The sequence below is a fragment of the Bacillus sp. HMSC036E02 genome (genome assembly GCF_001836235.1).
GTDB classification, from domain to species: domain Bacteria; phylum Bacillota; class Bacilli; order Bacillales; family Bacillaceae_G; genus Bacillus_A; species Bacillus_A cereus.
The window spans coordinates 1-14,687 of record NZ_KV827820.1 but is presented as its reverse complement, the minus strand read 5'-3'; the positions used below and the strand labels follow the sequence as shown (position 1 = coordinate 14,687).

Genomic DNA, 14,687 nt, shown 5'->3' with positions numbered 1-14,687 from the left:
TGTTTGTTTCGTTTAGTTTTCAAAGTTCAACATCGCGTTTCAGCGACTTTTATAATTTAACATTTCTCGTTAAAATTGTCAACAGCTTTTTTCTTTCGTTGCTGACGACGCTTATTAATTTACCACATTAATCATTTAATAGTCAACACTTTTTAAAAAAATGCCAAAATAATTTTATCTTGGCATGATATAAAGCTTAATAATCACTAATGCTGCCACACCCGGTAGGCCTAATAAACTCGTTATTGCTGCTGTACCCATGTTAATCGGGATATGAAAATCAAAATATGTCCCTACAACATTTACGATAAAAAGCAATGCTATTCCTAAAGTAATATGAAAAATCACCTTACCTATAAAACGTAACGGCTTAGAGGCAACACCAAAAACAAGAAAAATAAATACTAAAGTAAGAATGCCAACAATAATAATTGTAGAATTCATTTTTTCCTCCTTATGAATGACCTATACATCTATTTGTATGGGACAAGACAATAAAAAAGAACAGTTATCATAAGCGACATCTCTTTCATATAACCTAAATAAAACAATACCTCAGCATTTAACAAATAAAATAAAATAAAAAGGCCCGCTTAGAAAGCAGAACCCTTTACCATTGTTCCATTTTTACAGGACGACGCTTTGCTTCTTTCAACAAAAAGAAATATTTCGCCTCTGCTATTTTCAAAGAACAAATGACATCTTGAGACGGTTCTACACTTTGTTCGACCATTCTCTTCTGACGCAACCACTCATTCTTCACTTTTTCCAAAAGTACAATTAACTTATCGTCATACTCTTTACGCAATTTACCCTTTTTTTGAAAGAACATTTTTGTTTCTCCTCTTATACTTCTCTGCGACCTTCTAACGCTTTGGATAGTGTCACTTCATCTGCATATTCTAAATCTCCACCAACTGGCAGACCATGTGCAATACGAGTTACTTTAATGCCTGTAGGTTTTAAGAGGCGGGAGATATACATCGCTGTAGCTTCCCCTTCAATATTAGGGTTTGTTGCTAATATCACTTCTTGTACCGTTTCATCATGTAGTCGCTTTAAGAGTTGCGGGATATTAATATCTTCCGGTCCAATTCCCTCCATAGGAGAAATCGCACCACGTAACACATGATATACACCTTGATACTCTTTCATTTTTTCCATCGCGATTACATCTTTCGGTTCTTGTACGACACAAACAACTGATTGATCTCGATGTGAATCATTACAAATATAACAAGGATCACGATCAGTAATATGTCCACATACAGAACAGTACGCTAAATCTCGCTTCGCATTTACAAGCGCTTTCGCGAAACCTAACACGTCATCTTCTTTCATATCTAATACGAAAAATGCCAATCGAACCGCTGTTTTCGGTCCGATACCTGGCAACTTCATAAAACTATCGATTAGTTTTGATATTGGTTCTGGATAATGCATGTATCAATATCCTCCTAGAACATTCCACCTGGTAAGTTTAAGCCTTTTGTAAATTTACCCATTGTAGAGTTTGAAAGCTCATCAGCCTTTTTAAGTGCATCATTTGTTGCAGCTAATACTAAGTCTTGTAACATTTCGATATCTTCTGGATCTACAACTTCTTCTTTAATCTTCACTTCAAGAATTTGCTTGTGACCATTTGCGATAACTGTAATCATTCCGCCGCCAGCTGTACCTTCAACTGTTTTTTCACCAAGCTCTTCTTGTGCTTTCGCCATGTCCTTTTGCATCTTTTGCATTTGTTTCATCATGTTATTCATATTTCCCATTCCGCCACGCATCATAATTAATTCCTCCTAATTATTATTACTCTTTTATTTCAATGAGTTCTTGCCCTACTAATTTCACTGCCTCTTCTATAAGAGGGTCTTCCTTTTTCTCTGGGTTTTCTTCAGACTCTCCACCTTCACGTTGTAAAAAGTCTTCACGGATTTTACCCCATTCACTTTTTGGAATGGCAATCATATTTAACCTTTTACTTAGCAATTCAAATAAAGCTTGTTCTACTGTATCCATAGCTTCTCGATTTTCGCTCGCCATCTTACAGTGAATCTCATATTGAAATGCTAAAACGTAAGTGTCATCTGAAGCTGCCACTGGTTCGCTATTTTCTAGTAAAACAGCAAACGCTACTTTGTTATATGATTTGAGTCTTCCTAACAACTCACCCCATACAGCTTTTAATTGTTCTAAATCTTGACGCTTCGCTTGTTTTAATACTTCATTTACACGTCCGACAGGAATCTTCATACTTCCTGTTCTTACCGGCTTTGGTGTTGCACGTGTCTCTCTTACTTCCTGTTGTACACCAGCTGGCACACCGTTCTTTTTAACTTGCTCTAACTCTTTCTCCAGTTGCTGCATCCTGTTCATAATTGCTTGCAAACGATCTGTACCATTTGCTTGCATCATAAACTGTTGACACAATTGCACCATAACAACTTCTAAGAAAATACGCGGATGATTTGTCCACTTCATTTCCTGTTGTCCCTTACTAAGGGTATGAATAATCTCATAGATCACTTCCGGTTGCATTTCTTCACTCAACTTACGGAATTGATTATCTACAATTACTCGTTCCAACATATGTTCTAGTTGCGGTGAAGTTTGATATAAAAGCATATCACGATAATAGTAAATGAAATCCTCCATAAAACGAACTGGATCCTTCCCTTTACTCATCATTTCATCTATGATTTGCAATGCTCTTGATACATCATTTTCACGTATGCATTCTACTAAATTGCCTAAGTATTGCTGAGAAACAGATCCTGTTACGGCCAATACATCTTCTGTCGTAACAATCTCATCACTATAAGATATAGCCTGATCAATAAGACTAAGTGCGTCACGCATACCACCTTCAGCAGCACGCGCAACAATTTGTAATGCCTCATCTTCCACTTGCGTACCTTCATTTGTCACGACCGTTGATAATCTCTCAACAATATCATTCACTGATATTTTTCGGAATTCAAAACGCTGACAACGTGAAATAATTGTAGGTGGGATCTTATGAGGTTCTGTTGTCGCCAAAATAAAGATAACATGTCCTGGCGGCTCTTCTAAGGTTTTTAAAAGCGCATTGAATGCACCCATAGAAAGCATGTGAACTTCATCAATAATGTATACTTTATATTCTACAGCACTTGGAGCATATTTTACTTTATCTCTAATATCTCGAATTTCATCTACACCGTTATTTGAAGCCGCATCAATTTCTAATACATCTGAAATGGATCCTTGTGTAATTCCTAAACAAGAAGGACATTCATTACAAGGTTCAGCTACCGGAGCATGTTCACAGTTAATTGCTTTTGCAAATACTTTTGCAATTGTCGTTTTTCCTGTTCCCCTCGGGCCAGAAAATAAATAAGCATGTGAAACTTTCTCTTGAAGAAGGGCATTTTGCAACGTTTTTGTTACGTGCTTTTGACCGACTACATCTTCGAACTTTTGCGGTCTCCATGTTCGGTATAACGCTTGGTATGACACGAAAATACGGCCTCCCTCAAAGGTTATTATCTCATTTATTATAACCCATTCTGTTTATAGATTCCAAAAGTTATTTTCTATACAAAAAACTCACCTTAATATAAAGGTGAGTTTTGTATACATATATAACTGCCGTGCACCCTCCGTCGATTACGTACCATAAGCGTTACTCAAGCAGTTAGCTCGGTTCAGGCACTCCTGCGGCACACGAGAAGACCCGCTTATTGCTGCTTCCTTCCGGACCTGACAAGGTTCACGGGGTCCCGTTGCGCAGGACCCAAACGTCAACACCACTTACTTAAGGCAGACCTTACAGCAACATAACCTCGAGAGGGGATTCGGCCTCGCTAGAGCGGATTGCGAGTATAGGGCACCGCTACCTCCCCGCTTAGCACGGCAAAGTTAAAACCAATATTCGGTTGCCTTCATTAAAGGCATTATCAGTATAACTTGTTTCTTTATAAAATGCAAATACGTTAGTTCCCAGTATTCTTCTCTAATTTTTTTATTGCTTTTCTTTTTTTACGAAGTTCTCTAAAAAAGCTTGTTAACAACGTACCGCATTCTTCCTCTAGTACACCAGATACTACTTCACATTGATGATTGAAGCGTTCATCCGTTAAAAGATTCATCAATGTCCCTGCACATCCGCCCTTCGGATCACTTGCACCATATACAACTCGCTTCACTCGTGATAAAACAATTCCACCCGCACACATTGGACAAGGTTCTAATGTTACATACAATGTCGCATCTTCTAAACGCCATGTTCCTAATTTTTTACATGCCTCATCTATCGCTAGCAACTCAGCATGAGCTATTGATCTCTGCTCAGTTTCCCTTAAATTATGGGCAACACTAATTACCTCACCATCTAACACTATAACTGCTCCAATTGGTACTTCCTGTATTTCCTCTGCCTTTTTAGCTTCTTCTATCGCTAATTGCATAAAATAAATATCTTGATCTTGTTCCATAACATAGTCCTTTCATTACAAATAAAGTACACTTATTTCCATTTACTACACAGGGGATAACTTTTACAAATTCAATCCACCCTAAAAGAAAAAAGAGAGGGGATTACATATGAAAAATACCGCCTTGCTCATTATCGATATGATTAATGACTTTCAATTTTCCCACGGACCCATTCTAGCTAAAAAATGCGAAATTATAACAAACCCTATTTTACAATTAAAGAAAAAAATGAAATCCTTCGGCTGTCCTATAATTTACGTTAATGACCATTATCAACTTTGGAGATCTGATATCGACCAACTTATTACTCATTGTACAAATGAATATAGCGAAAACATAATCCATAAGATTGCTCCAAGTTCTGATGATTACATTTTTATTAAACCACATTATTCCGCTTTTTATGAAACACCTTTAAATTCATTACTAGGTTATTTAAAAATAGAAAATCTAATATTAACAGGGGTTGCCGGAAATATATGTATCCTATTTACAGCTAATGATGCTCATATGAGAAATTATACATTGTATGTACCAGAGGATTGTATCGCCTCTAACAACGACCAAGATAATATACATGCTTTAAAAATAATGGAAACTACATTGAAAGCAACTATAACATCATCAACCAAAATAAAATTTAATTAATACATATATCTATTTTCTAACTTTTTATATCAAATTAACCCGCTCGCTTCCCTCTTGTGCTACAATAATTCTGTTTTGTGTTTTTAGTAGTCACGGTAAATCACTGATTGAAAGGAGGAAACAGCGTGACCGGAGTACCATTTATCACGGTTGAAGGACCAATTGGTGTTGGAAAAACTTCACTTGCGAAGGAAATTTCAACTCACATGCAACTCCACTTACTAAAAGAGATTGTTGATGAAAATCCCTTTTTAGGAAAGTTCTATGAAGACATCGACGAATGGAGTTTTCAAACAGAGATGTTCTTTCTTTGTAATAGATACAAACAATTAGAAGACATTAACATAAAGTATTTGAATCAAAGGAAACCAGTAGTAGCGGATTACCATATCTTTAAAAATTTAATTTTTGCATCCCGCACATTAAAAGACTCCCAATATGACAAATACATGCAAATTTATCGTATCCTTACACAAGATATGCCTGTGCCAAATGTCATTGTTTATTTAACAGCTAGCCTAGAAACATTGCAAAAACGAATCGCCATGCGCGGAAGAGAATTTGAAAAAAACATGGATCCAAATTACTTACTACAGCTCACAAAAGATTATGAAACAGCAATGGATGCTTTTAAAAAAGATCATCCGGAAATACCAGTATTGAAATTTAATGGAGACGATATGGATTTTGTAAAAAATCCTGATGATTTAAACGTCATCCTATCTGCCCTTCAAAATACTCTCTTAAAGGAGTCGAAATAATAATGAATTTAAGGCAAAAATATGATATACCCAATGACGCAGTAATCACTATCGCCGGAACGGTAGGTGTGGGTAAATCAACTATGACAACTGCATTAGCTAATGCTTTAGGTTATCGCACATCATTTGAAAAAGTAGATTCCAATCCATATTTGGACAAGTTCTATGCGGACTTCACTCGTTGGAGCTTCCACCTACAAGTGTACTTTTTAGCAGAACGATTTAAGGAACAAAAAAGAATTTTTGAATATGGTGGCGGTTTTGTTCAAGATCGTTCCATTTACGAAGACACTGGAATTTTCGCAAAGATGCATCATGAAAAAGGAACAATGACGGAAACTGATTATGAAACATACAAAGGTTTATTTGACGCTATGGTCATGACTCCTTACTTCCCTCATCCAGACTTATTAATTTACTTAGAAGGTTCTTTCGATGATATTGTCGATCGTATTCAAGAACGCGGGCGCCCAATGGAACAGCAAACACCAATTGAGTACTGGAAAGAAATGCATGGACGTTATGAAAACTGGATTAACAACTTTAATTCATGCCCTGTATTACGCTTAAATATTAATGAGTACGATATTTTAAAAGATGGTGATTCAATTGAACCAATCATTAAAAAAATTGGCCATTTTTTAAAACAAACACGTAAACTTGTAAAATAAAAAACCCGTGCATATGCACGGGTTTTCCTATTAAATTACTTCTTCTTTGTTGGAGCAATAATTTCACTCTCAGGTTTTCCTGCGTTAATGCGCTGACGAACAGTACTTGTACTAATATCGTATGCTTCAGCAATCTCTTTAACAGTCATTTCTTTCCCATTAATTACTGCCGTTAATACTTTACCTGTACGTTTTGGAGCCGCCGCTTTCTTTACAGCTGCTTTTTTAACTTGTTTTGGCGCCTCTACTTTACTCGTAGCTTGTTTTACATCACAAGTACAACCACAAAGTTTACGGAATGTATCATCACTAATAATGCGTGATACGTTTGCACCACTGTTTAAAATTCTATTGTTCTTACAGACAGGACATTGTACATAATATAAAGTTTTTCCATCTAAAGGAAACGTTTGTATAATAAGATCCATGTTGACTCCTTTCATATCTATGAAGATAATCATCGGAATATGAGTGTGTAATAAGGACAAAATTATCTTACACCATACTTTATGATTGGTTTTAAAATAAAAACTCGTTACGTGTTGGTAACGAGTTCTCCAATCTCCACTTATATGCGCTGTTGTCAATTATATCTGGAGGAGGTAGAGGGATTCGAACCCCCGCGCGACTCTCGCCGCCTGTCGGTTTTCAAGACCGATCCCTTCAGCCAGACTTGGGTATACCTCCATATTGACATCAAATATAATATCAAAAGAAAAACAGTTAGTCAACCCTACTAAAATAAATTATGAGGAAAGGAAAATTTTACTTTTCCCTTCCTACATTACAGTACTGACAACGCTCATAATTACCAATCACTCATACCGATGAATGTTTAAATTTACTTAATAACTGTTTTTCCTCCCATATAAGGGCGAAGAACTTCTGGAATTATAATTGTACCATCTTCTTGTTGGTAGTTCTCTAAAATAGCTGCAACCGTACGTCCGATTGCAAGACCAGATCCATTTAATGTGTGAACATGTTCTGGTTTTCCATTTGGCTCACGGCGGAAACGGATATTTGCACGTCTCGCTTGGAAAGCTTCAAAATTACTACAAGAAGAAATTTCACGATATGTGCCATAGCTTGGAATCCATACTTCAATATCGTATTTCTTCGCTGCTGTAAATCCTAAATCGCCTGTGCACATGCTCATAACGCGATATGGCAACTCTAATAATTGTAACACGCGTTCTGCATCATTTGTTAATTTTTCTAATTCTTCATAAGAATCTTCTGGTTTTACGAACTTCACAAGCTCTACTTTATTGAACTGATGCTGGCGAATTAAGCCACGTGTATCACGACCAGCTGAACCTGCTTCAGAACGGAAGCAAGAGCTAAATGCAGCATATCTTATAGGCAATTGCTCTTTATTTAAAATCTCATCACGATGCATATTCGTTACAGGTACTTCAGCTGTTGGAATTAAGAAGTAATCTTCACTTTCAATACGGAATGCATCTTCTTCAAACTTTGGAAGTTGTCCTGTTCCCGTCATACTTGCACGGTTTACCATATATGGAGGTAATACTTCTTCATATCCATGCTCATCAGTATGAAGATCAAGCATAAAGCTAATTAAAGCACGCTCTAATCTTGCACCAGCACCTTTGTAAAATACGAAGCGGCTTCCTGTTACTTTCCCAGCGCGTTCAAAATCTAAAATTCCTAAATCAGTAGCAAGATCCCAATGTGGTTTTGGCTCAAAAGTAAATTCTTTCACTTCTCCCCAAGTACGTGCTACTACATTATCATCCTCTGTTTCACCAACTGGAGCAGATTCATGAGGGATATTTGGAATAGATAACATTAATCTTTCTAAGTCTTCTTCAACTATACGAAGTTCGTTATCAAGATCCTTTACTTTTTCTCCAACCTCACGCATTTCTAAAATTAGAGCCTCTGCATCTTTCTTTTCGCGCTTTAATACAGAAATTTGTTGAGATACTTCGTTACGTTTACTTTTTAATTCTTCTGTCTGAACAAGTAGCTCTCTTCTTCTCGTATCAAGTTCTTCAAAACGGCCGAAATCAGTTAAATCTTCGCCTCTATGCTGTAATTTCGCTTTTACTTCTTCAAAGTTTGTACGTAAAAATTTAATATCAAGCATTATATACTCCTCCTTTTATTTTATAAAACACAAAAAACTCCCGTCCCTATATAAAGGGACGGGAGTTAACCCGCGTTGCCACCCTAGTTGAAAGCATTACCGCTTTCCTCTCAAGTAGAAATAACGGCTCTTCACCGGGAATGCTTACTAATCCAAAAGATATTCCACATTCCATTCCAGGATGGATTCACAAACTGTTTCTATCGATTTCCACCAACCATCGACTCTCTATAAGAAACGACATTTGTTACTATTTCCTATCAACACGCTTATTTTATAAAATTGTTACCATCAATTTACTATAATCTTATACAAGTTGCAAGTTACTTATACAACTTTTTTCATTTTCGCTTCTTTTACCATTTCAACAAAGTATGCTGTCACACGATGATCATCTGTTAATTCCGGATGGAATGAAGCAGCTAAAAACTGATCTTGTCTTACCGCTACCATTCGGTCACCATGCTTAGAAAGCACTTCAACATTATCAGCTACTTCTACAACATACGGCGCACGGATAAATACACCAATGAAGTCTTCACCCACGCCTTCAATTGAAAGCGCAGCTTCAAAACTATCCTTTTGACGTCCGAACGCATTGCGCTCAACTGTAATATCCATAGCACCAATATGTGCTTCTTCATAGCCAATAAGTGTTTTCGCAAGAAGAATCATCCCTGCACACGTACCAAACATTGGTTTACCAGACTTTGCAAATGTACGAAGTGGTTCCATGAAAGCATACTTATCAATAAGACGGCGCATTGTTGTACTTTCACCGCCTGGTAAAATAAGACCATCAATCTCTTCAAGTTGCTCTATACGCTTTACAACAACAGCTTCTGCACCACTTGCTTCAACTGATTTTACATGCTCACGAACTGCACCTTGAAGACCTAGTACACCGATTTTCACCATTTTAAAGTTCTCCTTTAATTACCATCCACGCTCTTGCATGCGTTGTTCTGGTAATAACGTTGAAATTTCGACACCCTTCATTGCATTACCTAATCCTTTAGAAAGGCTTGCAATTAGTTCGTAATCTTCATAATGAGTCGTTGCTTCAACGATTGCACGTGCAAATTTCTCTGGGTTTTCTGATTTGAAGATACCAGATCCAACAAATACCCCATCAGCACCAAGTTGCATCATTAATGCTGCATCTGCTGGTGTTGCTACACCCCCTGCCGCAAAGTTTACAACTGGTAAGCGACCAAGACGTTTAATTTCAAGTAATACTTCGTAAGGAGCGCCAGTATTTTTTGCATATGTCATTAACTCATCTTCACGTAGACTCGCAACTTGACGGATTTCTGCATTGACTTGGCGCATATGACGCACTGCCTCTACAATGTTTCCTGTTCCTGGTTCACCTTTTGTACGAAGCATAGATGCACCTTCTGCAATACGACGTGCAGCTTCTCCGATATCACGGCAACCACATACAAATGGAACTGTGTAATCACGTTTATTTAAATGGTATACTTCATCAGCAGGAGTTAATACTTCACTCTCATCGATATAGTCTACCCCTAATGATTCTAATACACGTGCTTCTACAAGGTGACCGATACGGCATTTTGCCATAACCGGAATTGACACCGCACCCATAACTTCTTCAACAATTGTTGGGTCTGCCATACGAGAAACGCCACCTGCTGCACGAATATCTGCTGGTACACGCTCTAATGCCATAACGGCAACTGCGCCTGCCTCTTCTGCAATTTTTGCTTGTTCAGCGTTAACTACGTCCATAATAACGCCGCCTTTTTGCATTTCTGCCATTCCACGTTTTACACGTTCTGTCCCTGTTACATTTGTCATGTACAAAAACCCCCCTAGGTGAATTGCTTTCCCCCGTTAAAGGCGAAAATTAAGAATACTCTTACATTCTACCACTAACTATCAGATGCTTGTCTACTACTTTTTCATAAAGTCGGTATGAAAAATAGGAATAAAAAAAAGCTCCTATCATGAGGAGCTTTTAAAACCAACCTTTTACTGTATCAACAGCACTATTCCACATGCCACTAAAGAATGAACCAATTCCGCGCATAGCACGAGTAAACCAGTTTGCTTCTTCTACTTCAGATGTTGTTACAAGATCCACTTGCAGTGACTTACCAGTTAAAAATCCAGGGTCGTTTGTATCTTTTGGCGTAATTACCATTTGACCAAGCGCAGCTCCCTTTTTAATAGGTGCTTCTTGTCCCTTACTTGATTCTTTTAATTCCGTTTTATAAACATCTTTACTTCCTTTTGGCACTGGAAGTGAAATTGCTTGTTTCGTTTGAACTGCTACATCTTTATCTTTCGCATTTTCTACTCGTACTGTTTCTTGTCCTTTTACTGAAGAACCTTTTTTATACATTTGTTTTACTTCAAAGTTAGCAAATCCATAATCATATAGCTTCTTTGTTTCATCAAAACGTGCTGTATGAGAACTTGTTTTAATAACTACAGAAATAAAACGCATTCCGTTTCTTTCAACCGTACCAGTGAAGCAATCTCCTGCTTCTGGAGTTGAGCCTGTTTTTAGGCCGTCTACGCCATCATATTCTTTAACTAAGCCCTTTAACATCCAGTTCCAGTTCGACATTGCAAACTTCTCTTTTTCTGGACGGAATTCTTTTTTAGGGATTTTTGCTGTATCTAACACTTTTGGATAATCTTTAATTAAATGTTGTGCTAAAGTTGCAACATCCTTTGCAGACATTTTATTTTCTTCATCCGCTGTTGTTCCTTCAGGATGCATTCCCTTTAAATCTTTATTCGTTAAACCTGTAGAATTGACAAATTTATAATTTTTCAACCCTAGTTCTTTCGATTTATCATTCATCATTTTTACGAAGTCTACTTCTTTACCTGCAATTGCTTCTGCTAATGCAATTGTTGCACCATTTGCAGAAAAGATTGCCATTGCCTCGTATAACTCTTTTACTGTATAAGAGCCACCATTTTCTAATGCAACATTTGATAATGAAGCATCTTGTGAAACCTTATATGCATATTCAGAAACCTTAATTTTCTGGTCCCACTTAAGTTTTCCTTTATCCACTGCTTCGTGAACTAAATATTCACTCATCATCTTTGTCATACTAGCAATGGATAATAATTCATCTGCATTCTTTTGATATAAAATTTTCCCAGAATTCGCTTCTACTAAAATTGCCGCACCTGCTTCAATGTTTAAAGCGGCTCCTGTTTCAGCTGATGCATTGCTATATGGCATAAAAATGCTACAAGCTAGTGTAAGCACTGTTACCAAAGCAATGAATCTTTTGCAAAACATACCTTTCACTTTTGCTACCCCCAATATCTATGTACTCACATAACCGTTATTCTAACATAATCAAAAAAAAATAGACAGAGATATCAAATCTCTGTCTATTTGTATATAAGACATTATAATGAGTAGTTTGGAGCCTCTTTTGTAATTTGTACGTGATGAGGATGACTTTCACGTAAGCCAGCACCTGACATACGAATGAATTGTGCGTTTTCGCGTAAGAATTCTAAATCCTGTGCTCCGCAATATCCCATACCTGCACGTAAGCCACCAACTAATTGGTGAACTGTATCTGCTAAAGGTCCTTTATATGGTACTCGTCCTTCAATACCTTCTGGGACAAGTTTTTTATTGCCTTCTTGGAAGTAACGATCTTTACTTCCTTTTTCCATCGCACCGACAGAACCCATACCACGATACACTTTAAATTGACGACCTTGGTAAATTTCAGTTTCTCCAGGGCTTTCTGCAACACCTGCAAACATGCTACCTAGCATAACAACATGTGCTCCTGCCGCTAAAGCTTTCACCATATCACCAGAGTACTTAATACCGCCATCAGCAATAACTGGAATGCCGTGTTTACGAGCTTCTGTTGCACAATCATAAACCGCAGTTAATTGTGGTACACCAACACCGGCTACAACGCGTGTTGTACAAATAGAACCTGGTCCAATACCAACTTTAACTACGTTTGCACCAGCTTCAATTAGTGCTTTCGTTGCTTCAGCAGTAGCAACATTTCCAGCGATAATATTTAGTGATGGATATTTAGCACGAACTTCTTTTACCTTATCAATAACACCTTTAGAATGCCCATGTGCTGTATCAAGTACAATTGCATCTACACTAGCTTTTACCAATGCATCGATGCGAAGCATAGCATCCGCTGTTACACCAACTGCTGCTCCAACTAATAAGCGTCCTTGCTTATCTTTAGCAGAGTTTGGGAATTCAATTACTTTTTCAATATCTTTTATTGTAATAAGCCCTTGTAATACACCGTTATTATCAACAAGAGGGAGTTTTTCAATTTTATACTTTTGTAGGATCTTTTCAGCTTCTTCCAGTGTAGTACCAACTGGAGCTGTAATTAATTGTTCTTTTGTCATTACGTCAGAAATTTTGATTGAGTAGTCTTGGATGAAGCGCATATCACGGTTTGTAATAATACCAACTAATTTTCGCTCATCTAAATTATTTACAACCGGTACACCTGAGATACGATATTTTCCCATAAGATGTTCTGCATCATATACTTGATGTTCTGGAGTTAAGAAGAAAGGATCTGAAATAACGCCGCTTTCAGAGCGCTTTACTTTATCAACTTGCTCTGCTTGTTGCTCAATAGACATATTCTTATGAATAATTCCTAAACCACCCTGGCGAGCCATTGCAATAGCCATGTCAGCTTCTGTTACTGTATCCATTCCTGCACTAATTAACGGGATGTTTAGCTGTAAGCTTTCAGATAAAACTGTTTTAACACTTACTTCTCTTGGTAGTATATCTGACCTAGCTGGTACAAGTAATACATCATCAAAAGTCAAACCTTCTTTAACAAATTTAGATTCCCACATAATTGTTCCCCCTATGATACCAGAAATTATTATTAGTAGCTTATCAATTGGTTAAAATACTGTCAAGGACGTATATATATGTTAGAATTTTTAGACAATAAAAGGAGCGTAATATATGCATCAAACATCTTGTACTTGGCAGCAGTTAAGTTTCTTTTTTTCATCTCAAAACGTACAACGTTATCTTGCCCGTTGTTACGAAAAATCCTCTATTCAGGATGCCGAAAAAAAAAGTTTTGAAAATTGTTATCCCTTTATTTATTACTTAGAACACGGGAAAAATTATTATGAATTATATAAGACAGCTCCATTTTCCATTCAACCAATGTTGTTATTTTATGGAATTAGTCAACTTTTTAAAGCATGCCTACTAACTATTGACCCTAACTATCCTGAATCCACTACTGTTTTAGCTCATGGCGTTACAACTCGCAAACGAAAAAAACAAGGGTATCAATTTTTAGAAGATGAGGTGAAGGTACAAAAAAACGGATTATTTACTCATGTTGCAGAACAACTGTTTCACATGAAACACTTAGAAGCAGAAAAATTTAACATGTTAGAATTAATGGGAAATATTCCAGAATTACAAAATTTATTTCGTTATAGTCAAAAAGGATCAACTTTATATAAAATCGATTCAACAATTAAAAATGAGCTCTCCTTTTCAGTCAACCTACTAGATCGATTACATATGACTAAAGAGAGATTTTCTCGTTACATTGAAACATCTTGTAAGCATTTATCAATACAGCACGTACCTGAGAAGACTAATGAATCGAATTTACTTTTTACAGCGCCCATTCAATCATGGAATCCTATGTACAGTACTCCTTTATACTATGAACATCTTACTAATACTTATTATTTGCCACTTACGACTGATCCTAGAAATCCTAAGCCAATATTACCTGAACTCCTCATTCATTATTTATTGCTCTATAATTTAAGCATGATTTCTAGGTATGAAACAGATTGGTGGTATGACTTACTTGGTAGTTATAGTTCTGAAGATTATCCATTTATTTATCAATTTTTAAGTATTTCTGCTCAAAAAATCCCTTACTATATTTCAAATTTTTTATTAATGGAACCAAATCTATTTCATGGGAAATAAAAAAAACACAAGTCAAATGACTTGTGTTT

At 36.7% G+C, this 14,687-nt stretch carries 16 protein-coding genes, 1 tRNA gene, 1 other RNA gene and 1 other annotated feature; of the genes, 4 read left to right on the top strand and 14 right to left on the bottom strand.

Annotated elements, in window-relative coordinates:
• Positions 1–174: 174 nt before the first annotated feature.
• The 7 genes from HMPREF2590_RS08335 to tadA form a co-directional block, all read right to left on the bottom strand.
• Positions 175–444, bottom strand: coding sequence for a pro-sigmaK processing inhibitor BofA family protein (locus HMPREF2590_RS08335; RefSeq protein ID WP_001089270.1), 270 nt, complete (start codon positions 442–444; stop codon positions 175–177).
• 166 nt (positions 445–610) lie between these two features.
• Positions 611–832: a YaaL family protein gene (locus HMPREF2590_RS08330; RefSeq protein WP_000466019.1), complete on the bottom strand. Its 222-nt coding sequence runs from the start codon at positions 830–832 to the stop codon at positions 611–613.
• A gap of 14 nt (positions 833–846) precedes the next feature.
• Positions 847–1,443 (bottom strand): recombination protein RecR, encoded by a 597-nt coding sequence (gene recR / locus HMPREF2590_RS08325; RefSeq protein WP_000559169.1) that lies wholly within the window; start codon positions 1,441–1,443, stop codon positions 847–849.
• Between the two features lie 14 nt (positions 1,444–1,457).
• On the bottom strand, positions 1,458–1,784 hold the full coding sequence (locus HMPREF2590_RS08320; RefSeq protein WP_014894853.1) for a YbaB/EbfC family nucleoid-associated protein: 327 nt from the start codon (positions 1,782–1,784) through the stop codon (positions 1,458–1,460).
• Between the two features lie 25 nt (positions 1,785–1,809).
• Positions 1,810–3,498: a DNA polymerase III subunit gamma/tau gene (gene dnaX, locus HMPREF2590_RS08315; RefSeq protein WP_000121563.1), complete on the bottom strand. Its 1,689-nt coding sequence runs from the start codon at positions 3,496–3,498 to the stop codon at positions 1,810–1,812.
• Between the two features lie 132 nt (positions 3,499–3,630).
• Positions 3,631–3,895, bottom strand: an RNA gene (gene ffs / locus HMPREF2590_RS08310) — signal recognition particle sRNA large type.
• Between the two features lie 79 nt (positions 3,896–3,974).
• Positions 3,975–4,475: a tRNA adenosine(34) deaminase TadA gene (gene tadA, locus HMPREF2590_RS08305; RefSeq protein ID WP_000434332.1), complete on the bottom strand. Its 501-nt coding sequence runs from the start codon at positions 4,473–4,475 to the stop codon at positions 3,975–3,977.
• Between the two features lie 109 nt (positions 4,476–4,584).
• Between tadA and HMPREF2590_RS08295 the strand changes: the two genes are divergently transcribed.
• From HMPREF2590_RS08295 to HMPREF2590_RS08285, 3 genes are all read left to right on the top strand, one after another.
• The gene (locus HMPREF2590_RS08295) at positions 4,585–5,124 is read left to right on the top strand and encodes a cysteine hydrolase family protein (protein ID WP_000798712.1); all 540 of its coding nucleotides are present in this window, start codon (positions 4,585–4,587) and stop codon (positions 5,122–5,124) included.
• A gap of 125 nt (positions 5,125–5,249) precedes the next feature.
• The gene (locus tag HMPREF2590_RS08290; RefSeq protein ID WP_000148218.1) at positions 5,250–5,885 is read left to right on the top strand and encodes a deoxynucleoside kinase; all 636 of its coding nucleotides are present in this window, start codon (positions 5,250–5,252) and stop codon (positions 5,883–5,885) included.
• Between the two features lie 2 nt (positions 5,886–5,887).
• Positions 5,888–6,556 (top strand): deoxynucleoside kinase, encoded by a 669-nt coding sequence (locus tag HMPREF2590_RS08285; protein ID WP_001053585.1) that lies wholly within the window; start codon positions 5,888–5,890, stop codon positions 6,554–6,556.
• A gap of 35 nt (positions 6,557–6,591) precedes the next feature.
• Here the strand turns inward: HMPREF2590_RS08285 and HMPREF2590_RS08280 are convergent, their stop codons facing one another.
• The 7 genes from HMPREF2590_RS08280 to guaB form a co-directional block, all read right to left on the bottom strand.
• The gene (locus HMPREF2590_RS08280) at positions 6,592–6,984 is read right to left on the bottom strand and encodes a sigma factor-like helix-turn-helix DNA-binding protein (protein WP_000364196.1); all 393 of its coding nucleotides are present in this window, start codon (positions 6,982–6,984) and stop codon (positions 6,592–6,594) included.
• Between the two features lie 166 nt (positions 6,985–7,150).
• Positions 7,151–7,243: transfer RNA gene (locus HMPREF2590_RS08275), tRNA-Ser, on the bottom strand.
• 154 nt (positions 7,244–7,397) lie between these two features.
• A complete protein-coding gene (serS, locus tag HMPREF2590_RS08270) occupies positions 7,398–8,672 on the bottom strand; it encodes a serine--tRNA ligase (protein WP_000884175.1) in 1,275 nt (424 codons plus the stop codon).
• A gap of 51 nt (positions 8,673–8,723) precedes the next feature.
• Positions 8,724–8,945, bottom strand: a binding site (T-box leader).
• Between the two features lie 54 nt (positions 8,946–8,999).
• Positions 9,000–9,590 carry a pyridoxal 5'-phosphate synthase glutaminase subunit PdxT gene (gene pdxT, locus HMPREF2590_RS08265; RefSeq protein ID WP_000238783.1) on the bottom strand — a complete coding sequence of 197 codons (591 nt, stop codon included), beginning with the start codon at positions 9,588–9,590 and terminating at the stop codon, positions 9,000–9,002.
• 18 nt (positions 9,591–9,608) lie between these two features.
• Entirely contained in the window at positions 9,609–10,496 is an 888-nt protein-coding gene (pdxS, locus tag HMPREF2590_RS08260; protein ID WP_000186165.1) for a pyridoxal 5'-phosphate synthase lyase subunit PdxS, read from the bottom strand.
• 160 nt (positions 10,497–10,656) lie between these two features.
• On the bottom strand, positions 10,657–11,964 hold the full coding sequence (gene dacA / locus HMPREF2590_RS08255; protein WP_125653127.1) for a D-alanyl-D-alanine carboxypeptidase DacA: 1,308 nt from the start codon (positions 11,962–11,964) through the stop codon (positions 10,657–10,659).
• A 113-nt stretch (positions 11,965–12,077) separates the two neighbouring features.
• Complete coding sequence (guaB, locus tag HMPREF2590_RS08250; protein WP_000264088.1) at positions 12,078–13,541, bottom strand: IMP dehydrogenase; 1,464 nt, start codon at positions 13,539–13,541, stop codon at positions 12,078–12,080.
• Between the two features lie 115 nt (positions 13,542–13,656).
• Here guaB and HMPREF2590_RS08245 point away from each other — a divergent pair, with 115 nt between their 5' ends.
• Complete coding sequence (locus tag HMPREF2590_RS08245) at positions 13,657–14,658, top strand: YaaC family protein (protein WP_000554288.1); 1,002 nt, start codon at positions 13,657–13,659, stop codon at positions 14,656–14,658.
• Positions 14,659–14,687 lie beyond the last annotated feature (29 nt).